Annotated in this window: 14 protein-coding genes; 9 read left to right on the top strand and 5 right to left on the bottom strand. The window is 60.2% G+C overall.

The window, feature by feature from the left end; genetic code table 11:
* Positions 1-357: 357 nt before the first annotated feature.
* Positions 358-5,217, top strand: coding sequence for an NAD-glutamate dehydrogenase (locus tag CWE01_RS23425; RefSeq protein ID WP_100942922.1), 4,860 nt, complete (start codon positions 358-360; stop codon positions 5,215-5,217).
* A 306-nt stretch (positions 5,218-5,523) separates the two neighbouring features.
* Positions 5,524-10,539, top strand: a complete 5,016-nt coding sequence (locus tag CWE01_RS23420) for a dermonecrotic toxin domain-containing protein (protein WP_157815264.1) — start codon at positions 5,524-5,526, stop codon at positions 10,537-10,539.
* 62 nt (positions 10,540-10,601) lie between these two features.
* Here the strand turns inward: CWE01_RS23420 and CWE01_RS23415 are convergent, their stop codons facing one another.
* Positions 10,602-10,865, bottom strand: a complete 264-nt coding sequence (locus CWE01_RS23415) for a DUF4404 family protein (RefSeq protein ID WP_100942920.1) — start codon at positions 10,863-10,865, stop codon at positions 10,602-10,604.
* Between the two features lie 124 nt (positions 10,866-10,989).
* Complete coding sequence (locus tag CWE01_RS23410; protein ID WP_100942919.1) at positions 10,990-11,601, bottom strand: phosphatase; 612 nt, start codon at positions 11,599-11,601, stop codon at positions 10,990-10,992.
* A 196-nt stretch (positions 11,602-11,797) separates the two neighbouring features.
* Between CWE01_RS23410 and CWE01_RS23405 the strand changes: the two genes are divergently transcribed.
* Positions 11,798-12,484: a VacJ family lipoprotein gene (locus CWE01_RS23405; RefSeq protein WP_100942918.1), complete on the top strand. Its 687-nt coding sequence runs from the start codon at positions 11,798-11,800 to the stop codon at positions 12,482-12,484.
* Positions 12,485-12,546: 62 nt separating this feature from the next.
* Here the strand turns inward: CWE01_RS23405 and CWE01_RS23400 are convergent, their stop codons facing one another.
* Complete coding sequence (locus CWE01_RS23400) at positions 12,547-12,843, bottom strand: PilZ domain-containing protein (RefSeq protein ID WP_100942917.1); 297 nt, start codon at positions 12,841-12,843, stop codon at positions 12,547-12,549.
* A 277-nt stretch (positions 12,844-13,120) separates the two neighbouring features.
* Between CWE01_RS23400 and rssB the strand changes: the two genes are divergently transcribed.
* Both rssB and rssC read left to right on the top strand, forming a co-directional pair.
* Positions 13,121-14,302, top strand: a complete 1,182-nt coding sequence (gene rssB, locus CWE01_RS23395; RefSeq protein WP_100942916.1) for a two-component system response regulator RssB — start codon at positions 13,121-13,123, stop codon at positions 14,300-14,302.
* Entirely contained in the window at positions 14,302-14,784 is a 483-nt protein-coding gene (gene rssC / locus CWE01_RS23390) for an anti-sigma factor antagonist RssC (RefSeq protein ID WP_100942915.1), read from the top strand. Before rssB ends, rssC begins: the two co-directional genes overlap by 1 nt.
* Positions 14,785-14,966: 182 nt before the next feature.
* Here the strand turns inward: rssC and dusA are convergent, their stop codons facing one another.
* The gene (dusA, locus tag CWE01_RS23385) at positions 14,967-15,968 is read right to left on the bottom strand and encodes a tRNA dihydrouridine(20/20a) synthase DusA (RefSeq protein ID WP_100942914.1); all 1,002 of its coding nucleotides are present in this window, start codon (positions 15,966-15,968) and stop codon (positions 14,967-14,969) included.
* 355 nt (positions 15,969-16,323) lie between these two features.
* On the opposite strand from dusA, the gene CWE01_RS23380 reads away from it, so the two are divergent.
* From CWE01_RS23380 to CWE01_RS23370, 3 genes are all read left to right on the top strand, one after another.
* Positions 16,324-16,833 carry an antitoxin Xre/MbcA/ParS toxin-binding domain-containing protein gene (locus CWE01_RS23380; protein ID WP_100942913.1) on the top strand — a complete coding sequence of 170 codons (510 nt, stop codon included), beginning with the start codon at positions 16,324-16,326 and terminating at the stop codon, positions 16,831-16,833.
* Positions 16,830-17,318 (top strand): RES family NAD+ phosphorylase, encoded by a 489-nt coding sequence (locus CWE01_RS23375; RefSeq protein WP_100942912.1) that lies wholly within the window; start codon positions 16,830-16,832, stop codon positions 17,316-17,318. Before CWE01_RS23380 ends, CWE01_RS23375 begins: the two co-directional genes overlap by 4 nt.
* Before the next feature lie 256 nt (positions 17,319-17,574).
* Positions 17,575-17,835 (top strand): hypothetical protein, encoded by a 261-nt coding sequence (locus CWE01_RS23370; protein WP_100942911.1) that lies wholly within the window; start codon positions 17,575-17,577, stop codon positions 17,833-17,835.
* A gap of 106 nt (positions 17,836-17,941) precedes the next feature.
* Here the strand turns inward: CWE01_RS23370 and CWE01_RS23365 are convergent, their stop codons facing one another.
* The gene (locus CWE01_RS23365) at positions 17,942-18,190 is read right to left on the bottom strand and encodes a plasmid stabilization protein (protein WP_100942910.1); all 249 of its coding nucleotides are present in this window, start codon (positions 18,188-18,190) and stop codon (positions 17,942-17,944) included.
* Positions 18,191-18,384: 194 nt separating this feature from the next.
* Here CWE01_RS23365 and CWE01_RS23360 point away from each other — a divergent pair, with 194 nt between their 5' ends.
* Complete coding sequence (locus tag CWE01_RS23360) at positions 18,385-19,353, top strand: hypothetical protein (RefSeq protein ID WP_100942909.1); 969 nt, start codon at positions 18,385-18,387, stop codon at positions 19,351-19,353.

Here is a 19,353-nt window from a genome sequence, read left to right as displayed (position 1 = left end):
CTTTGGCGATGGTGGTACCCGACGTGAGCAACCGCCCTGCGGTGGGAATGTGTCTGATTTTGCCCGCACTACCAGCCAATGTCCGAATATGTCGCAGCGCCGCAAGCAGCGGCGTTCGCGCACTCGTTAAGCTGCGCAACGGAGAGTCGCCCTCGAAATGACAGCCTGTGCACCCGGCCGTTGCCGTCGTGTGCGACTATCTTGAACGTGAATGTGACCCCTGGGTCGCGGCCAGCTTCATCAACCTGTCACTCTGTACTGCCCAGCTTTACCCTGCAGAGTGATGCAGGTCCCCTTTTCCGGGGAAGAAAACGCGACGCTTCTCTCTATATAACAAGCCCAAGCGGAGTACCACAGATGGCGTTCTTCACCGCAGCCAGCAAAGCCGACTTCCAGCACCAACTGCAGGCGGCACTGGCGCAGCACATCAACGAACAGGCACTGCCACAAGTGGCGCTGTTCGCTGAGCAGTTCTTCGGCATCATTTCCCTGGACGAGCTGACCCAGCGCCGGCTCTCCGATCTCGCCGGCTGCACCCTTTCGGCCTGGCGTCTGCTGGAGCGTTTTGACCACACCCAGGCACAGGTTCGCGCCTACAACCCGGATTATGAACGCCATGGCTGGCAGTCGACCCACACCGCCGTCGAGGTCCTGCACCCCGACCTGCCGTTCCTGGTCGACTCGGTCCGCACCGAACTGAACCGCCGCGGTTACAGCATCCACACCCTGCAAACCACCGTGCTGAGCGTGCGTCGCGGCAGCAAGGGCGAGTTGCTTGAAGTCCTGCCCAAGGGCACCCAGGGCGAGGGGATCGACAAAGAATCCCTGATGTACCTGGAAATCGATCGCTGCGCCAACGCCGCCGAGCTGAGCGTGCTGTCCAAGGAGCTGGAACAGGTCCTGACGGAAGTGCGTATCGCCGTCGCCGACTTCGAACCGATGAAGACCAAGGTCCAGGAGCTGCTGGCCGGTATCGACGCCAGCCAGTTCGCCATCGACCCGGAAGAAAAAACCGAGATCAAGACCTTCCTGCAGTGGCTGGTGGACAACCACTTCACCTTCCTCGGCTACGAAGAGTTCGTGGTCCGTGACGAGCAGGACGGCGGTCATATCGAATATGACGCCAACTCCTTCCTCGGCCTGACCAAATTGCTCCGCGCCGGCCTGACCCCCGACGACACCCGCATCGAAGACTACGCCGTCAACTACCTGCGCGAACCGACGCCGCTGTCGTTCGCCAAGGCCGCGCACCCGAGCCGTGTGCACCGCAACGCCTACCCGGACTATGTCTCGATCCGCGAGATCGACGCCGACGGCAAGGTCATCAAGGAATGCCGCTTCATGGGCCTCTACACCTCTTCGGTGTACGGCGAAAGCGTGCGGGTCATTCCTTACATCAGCCGCAAGGTGGCTGAAGTCGAGCGCCGTTCGGGCTTCCAGGCCAAGGCCCACCTGGGCAAGGAGCTGGCCCAGGTGCTCGAAGTGCTGCCCCGCGACGATCTGTTCCAGACGCCGGTGGACGAGCTGTTCAACACCGTGATGTCGATCGTGCAGATCCAGGAACGCAACAAGATCCGCGTGTTCCTGCGCAAAGACCCGTACGGCCGCTTCTGCTACTGCCTGGCCTACGTGCCGCGTGACGTCTACTCCACCGAAGTGCGACAGAAGATCCAGCAAGTGCTGATGGATCGCCTGAAAGCCACCGACTGCGAGTTCTGGACCTTCTTCTCCGAGTCCGTGCTGGCCCGTGTGCAACTGATCCTGCGGGTCGATCCGAAGAACCGTCTCGACATCGACCCGCTGCAACTGGAAAACGAAGTGATCCAGGCCTGCCGCAGCTGGCAGGACGACTACAAGAGCCTGGTGGTCGAAGGCTTCGGCGAGGCCCAGGGCACCAACGTGCTGACGGACTTCCCGAAAGGCTTCCCGGCCGGCTACCGCGAGCGCTTCGCCGCGCACTCGGCCGTGGTCGACATGCAGCACCTGCTGAGCCTGAGCGAGAGCAATCCGCTGGTGATGAGCTTCTACCAGCCGCTGGGCCAGGTCTCCGGCCAGCGCGAGCTGCATTGCAAGCTGTATCACGCCGACACACCGCTGGCCCTGTCCGATGTCCTGCCGATCCTGGAAAACCTCGGCCTGCGCGTGCTCGGCGAGTTCCCGTATCGCCTGCGTCACAACAACGGTCGCGAGTTCTGGATCCATGACTTCGCCTTCACCGCCGCCGAAGGCCTGGACCTGGATATCCAGCAGCTCAACGACACGCTGCAGGACGCCTTCGTCCACATCGTCCGTGGCGATGCCGAGAACGACGCGTTCAACCGCCTGGTGCTGACCGCCGGCCTGCCATGGCGCGACGTGGCACTGCTGCGGGCCTACGCCCGGTACCTGAAACAGATCCGCCTGGGCTTCGACCTGGGTTACATCGCCAGCACCCTGAACAACCACACCGACATCGCCCGCGAGTTGACCCGGTTGTTCAAGACCCGTTTCTACCTGGCCCGCAAGCTCAGCGTCGAAGACCTCGACGACAAGCAACTGCGCCTGGAACAAGCGATCCTGACCGCCCTGGACGACGTCCAGGTGCTGAACGAAGACCGCATCCTGCGTCGCTACCTTGACCTGATCAAGGCGACCCTGCGGACCAACTTCTACCAGACCGACGCCAACGGCCAGAACAAGTCGTACTTCAGCTTCAAGTTCAACCCCCACGCGATTCCCGAGTTGCCCAAGCCGGTACCGAAGTTCGAAATCTTCGTCTACTCGCCACGGGTCGAGGGTGTGCACCTGCGTTTCGGCAACGTCGCCCGCGGCGGCCTGCGCTGGTCGGACCGCGAGGAAGACTACCGCACCGAAGTCCTGGGCCTGGTAAAAGCCCAGCAAGTGAAGAACTCGGTGATCGTGCCGGTGGGCGCGAAGGGCGGCTTCCTGCCGCGTCGCCTGCCACTGGGCGGCAGCCGTGACGAGATCGCGGCCGAGGGCATCGCCTGCTACCGCATCTTCATCTCGGGCCTGTTGGACATCACCGACAACCTGAAAGACGGCGCCCTGGTGCCGCCGGTCAACGTCGTGCGTCATGACGACGACGACCCCTACCTGGTGGTGGCGGCGGACAAGGGCACCGCGACCTTCTCCGACATCGCCAACGGCATTGCCATCGACTACGGCTTCTGGCTCGGCGACGCCTTCGCCTCCGGCGGCTCGGCCGGCTACGACCACAAGAAGATGGGCATCACCGCCAAGGGCGCGTGGGTCGGCGTACAGCGCCACTTCCGCGAGCGCGGCATCAATGTCCAGGAAGACAGCATCACCGTGGTGGGCGTCGGCGATATGGCCGGCGACGTGTTCGGCAACGGCCTGTTGATGTCCGACAAGCTCAAGCTGGTCGCGGCCTTCAACCACCTGCACATCTTCATCGACCCTAACCCGGAGCCGGCCAGCAGCTTCGCCGAGCGCCAGCGCCTGTTCGACCTGCCGCGTTCGGCCTGGTCGGATTACGACGTCAGCCTGATGTCCGAAGGCGGCGGCATCTTCTCGCGCAGCGCGAAGAGCATCGCGATTTCCCCGCAGATGAAAGAGCGCTTCGACATCCATGCCGACAAGCTGACCCCGACCGAACTGCTGAATGCCTTGCTCAAGGCGCCGGTGGACCTGTTGTGGAACGGCGGCATCGGTACCTACGTCAAGGCCAGCAGCGAAAGCCACGCCGATGTCGGCGACAAGGCCAACGATGCACTGCGCGTGAACGGTAACGAACTGCGCTGCAAGGTGGTGGGCGAGGGCGGCAACCTGGGCATGACCCAGCTCGGTCGCGTCGAGTTCGGCCTCAATGGCGGCGGTTCCAACACCGACTTCATCGACAACGCCGGTGGCGTGGACTGCTCCGACCACGAAGTGAATATCAAGATCCTGCTCAACGAAGTGGTGCAGGCCGGCGATATGACCGAGAAGCAGCGTAACCAGCTGCTGGGCAGCATGACCGACGAAGTCGGCGGCCTGGTCCTCGGCAACAACTACAAGCAGACCCAGGCCCTGTCCCTGGCGGCCCGTCGCGCAGTCGAGCGGATCGCCGAGTACAAGCGCCTGATGAGCGATCTGGAAGCCCGTGGCAAGCTGGACCGTGCCATCGAGTTCCTGCCGTCGGAAGAGCAACTGGTCGAGCGCGTCGCGGCAGGCCAGGGCCTGACCCTTGCCGAGCTGTCGGTGCTGATCTCCTACAGCAAGATCGACCTCAAGGCGGCATTGCTCGAGTCCAAGGTTCCGGACGACGAGTACCTGACCCGTGACATGGAAACCGCGTTCCCACCGATGCTGGTGAGCAAGTTCGCCGACGCCATGCGCCGTCACCGCCTCAAGCGCGAGATCGTCAGCACCCAGATCGCCAACGACCTGGTCAACCACATGGGCATCACCTTCGTGCAGCGCCTGAAGGAGTCCACCGGCATGAGCCCGGCGAACGTGGCCGGTGCCTATGTGATCGTGCGTGACATCTTCCACCTCCCGCACTGGTTCCGTCAGATCGAGGCCCTGGATTACAAGGTGTCGGCCGAGACGCAACTGGAGCTGATGGATGAACTGATGCGCCTGGGCCGTCGTGCCACGCGCTGGTTCCTGCGCAGCCGTCGCAACGAGCAGGATGCTGCCCGTGATGTCGCGCACTTCGGTCCGCACCTGGCGGCGTTGGGCCTCAAGCTCGACGAACTGCTGGAAGGCCCGACCCGTGAAGTCTGGCAGGCCCGTTACCAGGCCTACGTCCAGGCCGGTGTGCCGGAGTTGCTGGCGCGTATGGTGGCGGGTACCACGCACCTGTACACCCTGTTGCCGATCATCGAAGCCGCCGACGTTTCCGGCCACGATGCCGCCGAAGTGGCCAAGGCCTACTTCGCGGTGGGCAGTGAGCTGGACCTGACCTGGTACTCCCAACAGATCAGCGACCTGCGCGTGAGCAACAACTGGCAGGCCCAGGCTCGCGAAACCTTCCGCGACGATGTGGACTGGCAGCAACGTGCGATCACCATCTCGGTGCTGAAACTGGCCGACGCGCCGCAAGACATGGAAGCCCGCGTGGCGCTGTGGCTTGAGCGCAACGCGAGCATGGCCGAGCGCTGGCGTTCGATGCTGGTGGAAATCCGTGCCGCCAGCGGCACCGACTACGCCATGTACGCGGTAGCCAACCGTGAGCTGATGGACCTGGCATTGAGCGGCCAACCGGTGCTTTGATAGCCTGAAGCAAGTGGTAACCAAAAGCCCCGGCTCGTGAGAGTCGGGGCTTTTTTGTGGGGGCGATATAAGAATGTTTGCGGTTTTATAAGCGTGCTGTGATCAACCGAAAAACCGTTCACGGGTTGAACTGTTGAAGGGCGTTAATAGATATGTCATGGGTAAGTAATGTAGATTGGAAAGTAGAGGAAGCGATTGATTATTTGAACTTTTTATCGCGTGGATGAAGATTAGTATAAGGGTGTTTAAGTTATTTAAGGTTTTTTGGAAATGGCTGTTTCCGCGCTTGAAACATCGGATGTTGCAGTGGCTGTTGAGGGGGAAGAATATTTCACCCTGGTGAAAAGCCGACTGCCGGACTGGCTGAAGGACGCGCCCTTCGAACCCCGTAGTTCCTATGTGGACAACATGCGCCGCAATCAGGCGAACAAAGCCGATTTGAGCGCTTATCTGGAGGGCTTGCAGAGCCCGGAGGACTTTGCCGCACCGCGCTTGCAACGTGCCCTGGACAATGAGTTCGGCACGGGTCTGGATGTGTATGAAGACCAGCTCAGGCATGTGCATATCCTGGCGGCACAAACACCCTCCACGCCGTATCAGCAAACGCTCACGCAACAGACGCTGTTACAGGCGGCCTTGCAGAACTTCGAAGAAAGTGAAACGACTTACTTTGGCTTCGATCGAGGTTCGCAGATACTTCGCAAAGGGCAAGGTGTCTTGCTGAAGGCCTTTACGCCACGGGCGTTCGCGCGGTTATGCCGTGAGCTGGATCTGGGCGGGAAATATAAAGAACATATTGAGTCTTTTCTGTTGCGCAAGAGTGCTTCCGGGCAACGCGACGATGAGTTTCGTCGATTGTTCGTGGCTCACGAGGTCTCCGAATTGGCGCTCCAGGCCGATATCGCCGTGATGAAAGGGCATATCGACGACTCGGCTTACCGGATGCTCAAGCAATGGGTTGGCGGAAGTTCAAGCCCTCTCTGGAGCCTGCACGCCGTGCAGTTTCATGAGCTCAAGATGCTCGATGTACGTATTCCCGAAAGCGGCTATCGAGGCGCCTTGCTCAAGGGCGTGCTGCTGATCCGTTTCGATGTCGCGGCCGCCCGCGAGTCTTGTCCTTGTGTGGTGTACCTGTCCGGCGATTCCGAGCAGGCGCTCAAGCAGTATTCCAGCCTGGCGGCCTTCGAGGATGACCTCAGGCGCAGGTTGCGCGACCAGGGTTATCTGCAGGAGTTTCGACGCTACCTCCATTTGCGCACGCAACCGGTGTTTTTCACCGCGTTGAACGAGCGCCTGAATCCCTTGAGTACCGAGACGCGCCGGCGTGCGCCCGATGAGCAGGCGCGCCTGCAACTCCAGCTCGCGCAAATAACCGGAGATCCCTTCTTCGAGCTTTATGTGCAGCACACCGACAAGATGCTCGATGATGCCCGGATGCTGGCGGTATCGACGGACGCGGAAGACAAGAAGGCCCGTAGCGCTCGCTGGCATGCCTTTCTGGACTGGGGTGTCAATCTGCTGTTTTTCGTGCCCGGACTCGGTGAGGCGATGCTGACGGTGGCCGGTGCCCAGATGATGGTCCAGCTTTACGAGGGGATCGAAGAATGGGAACACAGCGACAAGAAGCAGGCCGTGCTGGTGTTTCTCGGTGTGGTGCTGAACCTGGAGCTCGGTGCCTTCATGCAGGTCTTGGCGCGCGACGACGAAGCGGCGGCTTTTATTGACTCCCTCAAGCGGGTCAAGCTGCCGGATGGGGGAGACCGGTTATGGAAAGCCGACTTGGCGCCCTATCGACATCAGCCGGCCTTGCCCGAGGGACTCAAGCCTGACGAATCAGGACTGCACCTGCGCAATGGCAATACTTTCCTGGATCTGGACGGCGACTACTACAAGCTCAAGCCCAGTCGCGTCAGCCATGAGTTTCGCGCCGAGCATCCCACCCGGGCGACCTATTCGCCGTTGTTCAGCCATAACGGTTCAGGCGCCTGGACCCATGAGTTGGAGGAGCCGTTGCGCTGGGACGCATTCACGCTGTTCAAACGCCTGGGGCCTGACCTGGCGGACTTTTCCCCGGAGCAGGCGACTCGCATCATGACCATCAGCGGCGTGGAGGCCGATCAGTTGCGTCCGATCTACCTGGACCAGACAAGCCGGCCGGCGCTGCTGAGCGATACGGTGGAGCGCTTCAGGGTCGATGCGGATATCCAGCGGTTTATCGAGACTGGTACCACCAATGGCGGCGTTGTCGATTGGCGTATCCAGGAACAGTTGCTGGAGGCCTTGTGGCCGCCGACCAAGGTCTTGCGCTTCGTCAATCGCGAGGGGCGGGTGTTGAAGGAATATGGCCCGGTGGCTAACGCGGGGTTGCCGGTGGTGATCGTCAGCGAAGCCCAGATACGTGACGCCGAACTGCTGAACGTGGTGTTGCAGGGGCTTGACCCTGACGACGTCAATATCCTGCTCGGGCGTCGGCCGGGTGAGGCGCGGTTGAGCCGCGCGGAACAGCTGTCGGCGTTGAACCGGCGGCTTGCCGCCGAGGCGCAGAACCAGCGCAGTGCGCTGTTCGAGGCCTATTACGAGTTTCGTACCCGCTCGCGAAATGCCTTTGTCGCCTTGTTCAAGCAAGACAGGTCCATCTTGCCGACGGTAATTGCCGATGAGTTGGTCAGCGCGGCCAACGGCTATGAAGTCGCGTCGCTGGAAGCGGGGAGGGTGCCGCTGCGCTTGGCTGAGGAGAGTCGCTGGTATGCGCAACAGGTCCGTATCGCGCGGGCCTATGAAGGGCTTTTCATCGAGTCATCGGTCAGCCTGGACAGTGACCGGTTGTTCCTGCATTCACTGGAAAACCTGCCGGGCTGGTCGAACGGCCTGCGCATCGAGCTGTATGAGCCTTCCGCACTGGCCCCGGGTGGGCGACGCCTGGTCGACAGCCTGGGGACGACCTCATCCGAAGCCCCCCTGGCGTTGGTGCGCAAGTCGGGGGGGTATGAGATTGAAGGGCAGGACCGGCCTGGCAACCTCCAGGTGGCGTTATTGCAGGCTCTGCCGGATAACGAACTGCGGGCACTCGGTTTTTCGCGCAGCACCCGCCCGCAGTTGTTCAAACAGGCGGTGGTGAGCCGCCTGATGCTGTCGCGCGCGCGCGTTCGTGCGTTGCTGAACATACAAGCGATCAAGCCCGGATTCAGCTCGCCCATGCGTTTGAGCGACGGGCGATTCGGTTATCCGCTCGGTGGGGTGAAGAGTACGCAGGCCGTATCGCCGAGCCATTTGCGGCTGCTGGTGGACAAGCTTTATCCCGGCAAGGACCTGGAGACGGTTCGCCGGTTCCTGTCCCTTGAAGGGCTGGATGACAAGGCGTTCCTGAAGGTCCTCAAGAAGCAGCAGGTCGAGTACCACAAACTGAAACTGATGCTCGAATACTGGCGCATCGACAGTGAGTATGAGCATGGCAGTGGCGGAGTCGGTAATTGGCTGGTCGGCAGGGCTTCCAAGGCACGGGTAGTGGAGCGGATAAAAAAGTGCTGGCGCCGAGAGTCAGAGCTTGTGCTCGATGCCAACGGCCAACCGCTGGGGTATGAGCTTGACCTGTCGAGGGAGCACCTGCTGAAGCTGCCTGAACTGGAAGAGGGCAGTTTCGAGCATGTGGTCTCATTGAAGCTGGCGGTGGTCGGACGTCGGGAGCGCCGTGACTTCGATGCCTTTCTCAAGCGGTTTCCCAAGCTGCGTGAGTTGCAGATCACCGGGGGCAGGCTGACGCAGTTGCCTTCAAGCCTTGGTGGGATGGGGGAGCTGCGCAGGTTGCAGCTCAACGACAACCGGATCGTCTGGACCCCGTTGCTGGGGCAGCAATTGCGCAGTATGACGCGCCTGAGGCGCCTGAACCTGGACGGCAACCCCCTGGGGCTGTTCAGCGCCAGGGGCATGCTCCAGCTGCAAGGGCTCCAGTTGCAGCGTACCGGCTTGTCCGCCTGGCCGACCGGGGCGCTGGAACTGCTCGACCTGGCGGTGCTGGATTTGCAGGGAAACCAATTGACCTCCATCCCCTGGAGCTTTTTCAGCCTGAGCAGTCGCAGGATGCGAACGGTATTGCTTTACGGTAATCCGTTTGATGACACGACACGCTATATGATTGCCCGGTTCATTGATCGACCCTCGATACGTTTCGCCTTGCCGGGGGACATCGACGCCCCGGAACAGGGGGTGCCGAAGCTGACGCCTTTCGTGGAGAACTGGCTGGACAGCAGTTTTTCGATTGAGGAGCAGGAGCGCAAAAGGGCGTTGTGGGACATGGTGGCCCAGGAGCCTGGGAGCGGAACCTTCCTCGAGTCGATTGCCGCACTGCGTTCCTCGGCGGACTATCGCATCGAATACCGGGGGCAGTTGAGCCGGCGCGTCTGGCGAATGATCGAGGCGGCGACTGCCAGCACCCGCTTGCGCCAGATCCTGTTCGACTGGACGACCGACCTGGACACCTGTGCCGATGGGTTTACCGAGGTGTTCAGCCGGTTGGGCGGCGAGGTATTGCTCTACGAGGCGGATCAACTGGTGGGCGATGCCAGGGAAGCGGCGTACCTGGCCTTGGCCCGGGGACGCTCGCGGTTGGCGCAACTGAACGATATCTCCAAAGTCGAAACCTCCAGCCAGGAGATTGCCAGGGCCGCCCGCATCGAGGATGCCAGGGCGCAGGCCATGGCCGCGGCGCGTGAGCGTCACCAGAGCGAGGCCGACATCGAGGCCGCAGGGCGTGTGGCCGCCGAGGCCGCCGATGAACGCTGGCCCCATGTCGATGAAGTCGAGATCTACCTGGCCTACCGTGTCGATCTCGCTGTGCGCCTGATGCTCCCTTGGCAACCTTTGTCCATGCTGTATCGGGGGAGCAGCAACGTCACCCGGGAGATGACCCGGGAAGCGGGTGATCGGATCCTGGCGGCCGAGACAGTGCCGGGCAGACAGGTCGAGCTGCTGCTTGAACAACCGGTCTGGAAGGATTACCTGAAGACCCTGCCCGAGACGCAGCGCCACGGGGCTGTTGCACAGGAGCAGTTGCAAACCCTGGAAGAACTGCGTGAGGCGCTGGAGGAGCTGGCACGGCAGCCGCAAGCCTCGCCGCCGGAAATCGCCACTTGGACCGCGACGGTGTGGCAGGGGGCAAGTGTCTTGGGTATCGCCGCGGCGGACATTCCCATCGGCCGGGAAATGGACGATACGGTGTATGAACGGGCGCTCGAAGAGATCGATCGTCAGCGAAAAGCCGGGGAGGTACGGATTACCCAGCGAGCGCTGGACCGTTCTCAGATGCCCGAGAGTTCAGACCTGTGAAACCCGCCCCAGGAAAACAGTTTCGGCTGTCTCGCAGGGGACGGGTTGGTGCGTAGCCCTGTTCAGATACCGATATTGCCCAGGGTTTGCACGATACTGCGCAAGGTCACGGCGATGGCCGGGTGTTCGAGCTCGAAGCGCTCCACGGCGAGGTTGACGCCATCCGCCAGGTTGGCGTCCTGGGTGGAGGTTTCCAGTTTGATTTGTGCGTCGATCTGCTGCATCAGCACGTGCAGGTGTTCACGCTCTTCCGGTGAGAGAGGTGGATTCTGCTCCAGTTGCTCGCGCAGGGTATTGAGTTGGTCTTGCAGTTCGCGGGCAGGCATTGTGGTGCTTCCTCTTTGGATAATCTCTGGCACATAGACCGCCATGTGGCGATAAAGGTCTGTACCTGATGTCAGAGTAATCCACTCGCGCGCGGCCTGCATGACCTTGATCAAGATCGCCGTGTCAGGGCTTCTCGCCCTTGAGCCGGCGCAGGGCGATATCGTCCAGGCAGGTCGACAGTTCGCCCAGGTGATCGATCACCGAGTGCACGCCCAGGCCGAACAGCTCGACGGTGGCCTTGCCGCGTTTGCGCTCCCGTTCCTTTTGCGGCAGCGCCTGCCATTCCACGGGCGACAGGCCGCACAAGGGCCCGCAGGAAGCCAGGCCGATGGTCCAGAGCCCGGCATTCAGGCCCGATTGCAGCAGGCGGGGTTCGCCGCTGACCAGCACGCAGCCGTCCAGTTGGCCCACGCCGAGGGTCATCAGCGCATGCCAGCAGGCGTTGGGCGCCGGCCATTGGGCGCAATTGGCGGGGGTGAGGGAGGCCTTGACCCAACTCGGCAGGGTTGCGGCGAGGGGTTGGCTGATCGTGTGGGGCAATTCATCCAGCCAGACACAAGGTACACCGCGTTGCTGTAGGCCTTGGAGGACGTCCAGTGCACCCGGTGTCGCGTGGTTGTGCTCGCCCGGGTCCAGGTGAGGGCGGGCGCGGGCGCCGAAATCCACCAGGCAACCGGTCAAGCCGAAGAGCAGGGCGGTGGGCGCGGGCAGCGGTACGGCAGCGGGTAATGGCATGGCAACGTCCCTGAAATGACTCCGCAGGTTAAGACACCGCCATGACAGTTGGATGACGGGGACCCCGCGCCCTGAATCTGTAAATCTTTGTAGGACTTGTCTCGACCAGACTGCCTAATCGAAGTTATCCGCTTTATACTGGCCGCTTTTCGAGGGCCCGGTTGCTCAGCCCCGTTTTATCCAAGGAGTTCTTTTTATGCGCTGGATCAATCGTCTAGCTCAACTGTCCCTGTGTGCCAGCGTTGCGCTGGTGCCATTTGCCGCACAGGCGGCAGACGAAGATCCGTGGGAGAGCGTCAACCGCCCTATCTTCAAGTTCAACGATGTGCTCGACACCTACGCACTGAAACCACTGGCCCAGGGTTACCAGGCGGTGACGCCGCAGTTCGTGGTCGACGGCATCCACAACATGTTCCGCAACCTGGGCGACGTGAAAAACCTCGCCAACGACGTGTTGCAGCTCAAGCCGCACGCGGCGGGCGTGGACACCTCGCGGATCTTCTTCAACACCATCTTCGGGGTTGCGGGTTTCTTCGATGTCGGCACCAAAATGGGGCTGCAGCGTAACGACGAAGACTTCGGCCAGACCCTGGGACACTGGGGCGTGGGCAGCGGTCCGTACGTGGTCATCCCGTTCTTCGGCCCGAGCACCTTGCGTGACGCGCCTTCGCTGTACATCGACACCTACACCGAACCCTATCGCTACATGAACGACATTCCGGCGCGTAACATCGCGTTTGGCGCGGACATCATCGACGTGCGCACCAGCCTGTTGTCGAGCGAGAAGCTGATCACCGGCGACAAATACATCTTCATCCGCAACGCCTACCTGCAGAACCGCGAGTTCAAGGTCAAGGACGGCAAGGTTGTAGACGATTTCTAGTTTTCACCGGGTAAATGAAAAAGGCGACCTCAAGGGGTCGCCTTTTTCGTATCCGCCGGTCCTCAATTCATCTTGAGTATCTGCAACCCCAGCCGCTGGCCGCCGCCCTCGTCATGGACCCAGACCACCTCCGTCTCGGCCTCCAGGCCCTTGAGCGCCGGGTGATCGGAGTCAATACGCACCAGCAACTGGTCGCCGGCCTTGAAGGCCCGTGGCGCGGCGATCTGCATGCCGCTGCTCGAGAGGTCCAGGCAGGTGGCGGAAATCTCCAGTCCGGCGTGGATCAACGTGACGTCGGCGTCGACGCGCATGCGGATGTAATCACGCTTTTCACTATAGTCCTGATCGGTTCGGCTCATAACTTCAGTCCTTCGATTCCGTTGTGGTTTGCACTGTTCTTATAACTCCCGGTGATTTGAGGTGTAAAGACGTCAAGCGACCATCGGCATGAGCTTGAAACGCCCGGCGGATGGGAGTACCGTCTGCGCCTTAGAAGGGCACCTCTGATACCGATGCACCGGACGTGATCGTCCGACCCGATTCGGGACAGAGAGGCTAGAAAGCGAATCCAGTAGTACGAGTCGGGCACGTTGCCTTGCTGTCTACGCCAACCTAATTCTGGCGCCGTTTGCCCACATGCAAAAAACCAGTGCCACGCTGCTGATAATTGATGACGACGAAGTAGTGCGTGCAAGCCTTGCGGCCTACTTGGAAGACAGCGGATTCAGCGTCCTGCAGGCCGGTAATGGCTTACAGGGTCTTGAGGTATTCGAGCAGTCCAAGCCTGATCTGGTGATCTGCGACCTGCGCATGCCCCAGATGGGCGGCCTCGAGCTGATTCGTCAGGTGACCGACCTGTCGCCGCAGACGCCCGTTATCGTGGTGTCCGGCGCGGGCGTCATGAACGACGCTGTCGAAGCGTTGCGCCTGGGCGCTGCCGACTACCTGATCAAGCCCCTTGAGGACCTCGCCGTCCTGGAGCACTCCGTGCGCCGGGCGCTGGATCGTGCGCGCCTGCTGCTGGAGAACCAGCGCTACCGCGAGAAGCTGGAAACCGCCAACCGCGAGCTCGAAGCCAGCCTGCACCTGCTCCAGGAAGACCAGAACGCCGGTCGCCAGGTGCAGATGAACATGCTGCCGACCAGCCCGTGGAGCATCGACGACTTCCAGTTCGCGCACCAGATCATTCCGTCGTTGTACCTGTCGGGCGATTTCGTCGACTACTTCCGCGTCGATGAGCGCCGCGTGGCGTTCTACCTGGCGGACGTGTCCGGCCATGGCGCGTCGTCGGCGTTTGTCACCGTGCTGCTGAAATTCATGACCACGCGCCTGCTGTTCGAATCCAAGCGCAACGGCACCTTGCCGGAGTTCACCCCGTCGCAAGTGCTGGGTCATATCAACCGCGGCCTGATCAACTGCAAGCTGGGCAAGCACGTGACCATGGTCGGCGGCGTGATCGATGAAGAAACCGGCTTGCTGACCTACAGCATTGGCGGGCATTTGCCGTTGCCGGTGCTCTACACCCCGGACAGCGTTCGTTACCTGGAAGGGCGTGGTTTGCCGGTGGGCTTGTTCAACGAGGCCACCTATGAAGATCACATCCTGGAGTTGCCGCCGGCGTTCAGCTTGACGCTGATGTCTGATGGCATTCTGGACCTTTTGAAGCAAGATACACTCAAAGAGAAAGAGGCTGCTTTACCTGAACTGGTAAAAACAGCCGGGGGCAGCCTGGATGGCTTGCGCCAGGTCTTTGGATTGGCCACGCTAGGGGAGATGCCGGATGATATCGCCCTGTTAGTGTTGAGCAGGAACATTTGATGAGTACCGGTAGAATCCAGTTCGCCGAGCAGGATGGCACCTTCGTTCTGAAGTTTGTCGGTGAAGTTCGCCTGACCCTCTGTTCAGCGTTGGATGCAACAATTGAAAGGATCTTCACGGCGCTGAACTTCTCGGCGATCGTGATCGACCTGACGGAAACCCGCAGCATCGACAGCACCACGCTGGGTTTGCTGGCCAAACTGTCGATCCTGTCGCGGCAGAAGGTGGGCTTGTTGCCGACCGTGGTCACCACCCACGACGACATCACCCGGTTGTTGCAGTCCATGGGTTTCGACCAGGTCTTCAACATCGTCAACCATCCGATCCCGTGCACGGATTGCCTGACCGACCTGCCATCGCAGGACCAGTCGGAAGAGGTGGTGCGGGTCAAGGTGCTGGAAGCGCACAAGATCCTGATGGGCCTGAACGACTCGAACCGCGAAGCCTTTCACGACCTGGTGAATGCGCTGGAGCGTTCCTGACCGATTGACGCCACGCGCGTACAAAAAAGGGCGACACCTTCCCAGGTGCCGCCCTTTTTGCGCTTATCTCGAACCTAGAGCCGGCTTGAACCGGCGATAAACGACAATACGGTCCTACGCGGTCCCCTGTGGGAGCGGAGCTTGCCCGCGAAGAACGATAACGCGGTCCCTAGCCGATCGCGTTACCGCCCCTCCAACAACTCCCCAGCCTGATCCAGCAATGCCAGCGGATCCTTGGCCTTGTGAATATCCACCGACAACAACTGCCGAAACCGCCGCGCTCCCGGAAAGCCGGTACCCAGCCCCAGCACATGCCGGGTGATATGGTGCATCGCACCACCATCCGCAATATGCGCCGCCACATAAGGCCGCAACTGCACCAGCGCCTCAGCCCGTGAAATCACCGGCGCCTCACTGCCAAACAACTGCCGATCCACCTCAGCCAGCAGATACGGGTTGTGATACGCCTCACGGCCCAGCATCACCCCATCAAACGTCTGCAAATGCTCGTGGCACTGCTCCAGTGTCTTGATCCCACCGTTGAGGATGATTTCCAGCGCCGGGAAGTCCTGCTTCAACTGGGCGGCCACGTCATACCGCAGTGGCGGAATATCCCGATTCTCCTTCGGCGACAGGCCTTCCAGAATCGCGATTCGCGCATGCACGGTGAAACTGTGGCAACCGGCTTCCTGCACCTTGCCGACGAAATCGCAGAGTTCGGCGTAGCTGTCACGGCCGTTGATACCGATACGGTGTTTGACTGTGACTGGAATCGACACTGCGTCGCGCATGGCTTTCACGCAATCAGCTACCAGCTCGGGATGCCCCATCAGGCAGGCACCGATCATATTGTTCTGCACGCGGTCGCTGGGGCAGCCGACGTTGAGGTTCACTTCGTCGTAACCGGCGTCCTGGGCCATACGGGCGCAGGCGGCCAGGTCGGCAGGGACGCTGCCGCCCAGTTGCAGGGCCAGTGGGTGCTCGGCTTCGTTGTGACGCAGGAACCGCTCATGGTCGCCATGAAGGATGGCGCCGGTGGTGACCATTTCGGTGTAGAGCAGGGTGTGCTTGGAGAGCAGGCGTAGGAAGAATCGGCAATGTCTGTCAGTCCAATCCATCATCGGGGCGACGCTAAAGCGTCGAGATGGCTCGGAGCGGGAAGGTGTAGCGTCGTTCAAAGGCATGGAAGGTCTGTCGCTGTAGGCGCAGCCGGCGCGGATGGGGCAGGGCGCGGGCTTGAGTGGCGTGAGGCTGAATGGGGCGGAGTTTATCAGGAAATGGGTTTGATCGCCGGGGCTGGCAAGGGCAGCAGGCGTTTGAAATGTTTCGCTTCAAATGCTGGCTTGAGCGCTTCGAGTGCTCCACTACCCTTATTGTTGCTGCCCATTCTCCCTTCTGCTGTATTGCGCGAAAGCACTCTCCTTGGGTGCCGCGCTGGAAGCAGTTGAAGAGCGCGACGCTGAGGCCGGTAAACTCAGCTGCTCGCATCGCGACATTTGGCGCTATGATTGTGCCAAATGTCGTAGGGAGGTCACCGCTATGTCCGCAGCGAAGCCAGCTAACAAGCCAACCGTTAAATCCACAGGAAAAACAGAGAGGGTGCCCGGGACAGCGAGCGTCACCAGAAAACCTACTGAGGTGCTATTACACGGCCGCAAAGGTGATGAGCGCATGCTGATCATCCGGTACACGCAGGAAGGCTTTGACCTGAGTGACGTCAGGGACATGCTTTCAACATCCGCTCTGTACATGGAGCACGGCCTGGTTCAGCGCATTACAGGGAAGTCTGTCAGGACCGTCCAGCGTTTGGCGAAAGAGACCAAGCCAGTACGCCTGAACCAGCAACAAAGTACGGTTGCGTTTCAGTATGCCCAGACCTTGGAGCACGCCACCAACGTGTTTGGCAGCCAGCAGTTGGCTGAGGATTGGCTGAAGAAACCCTGCAAGTACCTGGACGGTAACGTCCCGCTGGAACTGATCGAAAACTCGCTTGGCTTCCAGGTGGTGGAGGATTACCTGACCCGGATTGAACACGGGGTCTACCAATGAATCCATTGCCCTGGGACGGGCGGTGGCACGCTTGGCGCCTTGATCGCGAGATTTACAAGGACACGTGGGACAGTGGCATTGGTGCGCAACGATCCGGTGGCCGATGGAACCCACCCGGCCGCCGGGTGATTTATGCGTCGTCGGACCCGTCCACGGCTATTCTGGAAGTTGCGGCCCACTTGGGATTTGATGCACTGGATAGGGTGCCCCATGTGCTGACGTGCTTTGAGGTGCTGGATTCGTCGCTTATCAAGGTTGTGCAGCCAGAAGATGTGCCGAACCCGAATTGGCTTGTCCCTTCGTTACCCTCGCCCAATCAGCGACAGTTTGCTGATGAGTTGTTGGCGCAGCATCCCTTCGTGCTGATCCCTTCGGCGGTGACTCGGCATTCCTGGAATTTGCTGGTGAGCTGCGATTTGGCGGCTGAGCAGTTCAGACTTGTGTCGCAGGAGCGGTTTGGGCTGGATACTCGGTTGCTTAAGTAAGCGGTGATTGGCCAGTAGGGACTCAAACCAGTGCTTATCTATGAGACATAGCGGAAAGGCTTGGCTTTTTATGGGCATGTTATCTCTCACTTTACTCTAGGTGCTGAGCGATTGTTGCTGAAGGTTGCTGCTTCGCTATTTCTGGTTGCCTGGTCCCTCCCAAGCGTCTTATGGTTGGCCTTCGCGGCAAATCCCGCGACGACCTTGGCCGGTCGGAATGGCAACAGCTCTTCGCAATCAACGGGAGCTTCACTCAATGGACTACACCCCTCTCGATTCATCCAAACCCACCGAACACACCATCCTCTTCATTGACAGACAAGCCCCACTGCATGATCTGCTGGCCTGTGCGGCCCAACGCATTACGTCTGCGCGGGATATGTTGGACAGCGTGTCGTGCATGAGCACTCATCATTCGGACGGCATCGATTTGATGCGCATTTCTGGCGTGGCCGCGCTGTTGCTACAAGATGGTTGTGATGTGCTGCGGGTCGTTGAGCAGCGCTTAATGGCCTGACCCTGTATCGGGTGGCGTGTCGCTCAACGAAATGATCAGGTGTTATCTGATGGCGATCGAGCAGGCACGCCCCCTTGGAAAACTGTCCTCTTTTCAGAGTTCCGGTTCATAGATCATCAAGGGAGATCTTTATGGTTGGCGCGCTCTCACGTTCATGGCAGATAGCGACCAGTTCCATGTCCTCCAAGAACTCCATCATAGCCTCATACTCTGTATCGGGAACGCAGTAGAGTGCCGGCTCGTTGCGATTGATGGGGGACACAGGGAAGTTGCCATCAGCCGTCACGGAGTCAATTGGAATTTTCTTCAGGCTGGAGATTCTTGCGACCGTTTGTGACAGAAAAATATGAGTCACGAAAGAGCTCCTTGCGGATATTAACGGAGGATTGGCTACCATTCTTGGCAGCCTACGGGAGCTTAACTTTTCTAGTGTGTAGGATGTTTCTGGTGGTCGGCTAAGAACTGTCTCAAACAGCGGTATCGCTCTTCTTTTGGTGTTTATCTGCCTTTATATCTAGCGCCATTTTTCATACATCAAGGATGTGAAACATGGCTCACGGATTCATCAATGAAAAGACCACTCATTACCCCAGTCTAAAAAGCCAGCTGCTGATACAGCGCGGCTCACATGCGCTCACCAAGTTCGACACGACCAATAGTCACCTGCGCCGCTCGATGGTGACCCCAGGGCAACTGGTGATCGTGCCCGACGACAGCACGGCCTCCTGCACCTTTGAAGAGGCCTGGTTGATGACACGGGCCCGGGAAGTCGATCTGGCTCTGAGTCTCGACCCCAGAGCGGGTGTCGAGATCCTGAACAACTATGATTTGTTGCAAGGCTTGCTGGGCTACAGCTCGATTGGCATCGGCAGTTCCACTGCGGCCTGGGGACGGCATTTGACCGGGGTTGAGGACACCTTGAAGCAAATCGAAAAGCTGCATCAGCAGCATCTGAAAGGTGGCGCTTCGGCCAGGGCCGAGTTCATCGCCAAGCGCCAGGCATTGTTCCAGAAGCTGGACATGCAACTCCAGGGCGTCGGTCATTACGGCACCAGCCTGCGGCACAACAAGTCGATCAAGAAGATGCTCGGCATTTCCACCCGGAGCTACCTGCATCGCCAGGAAATCGACGGGTATGCACAACGGATCAACAAGATTGCCAGCACCTCCCGTTTCCTGGGCAAAGGTGGCTATGTGGGCATGGCGCTGGACGTGGGCGCTGCTGGATTGGAAATTCAGGAGGCATGTTCGACGGGGCGGGAGGATCAGTGCAGGAAGGCGCGGTATGTGGAGGGAGGTAAAGCGGCGACAGGGATTATAGGGTCTCACTTCGGAGGAAGGCTTGGAGCCCATGCCGTGGGAGTTGTATGCGTCTTTGGACTCGGTGTCGTCTCGGGAGGATGGGGCGCTTTGAGTTGCGGGATTATTGGTGGCGCTGCCGGTGGCTATACCGGCGGGATCATCGGTGGAGGACTGGGAGAACGTTTCGGTAATTTTATTTATGAAAGGGCGTACTGA

The organism is Pseudomonas sp. QS1027 (assembly GCF_002814235.1).
Classification (GTDB): Bacteria; Pseudomonadota; Gammaproteobacteria; order Pseudomonadales; family Pseudomonadaceae; genus Aquipseudomonas.
The sequence above is the reverse complement of the archived record's forward strand: the minus strand, read 5'-3'. Positions and strand labels throughout refer to the sequence as shown.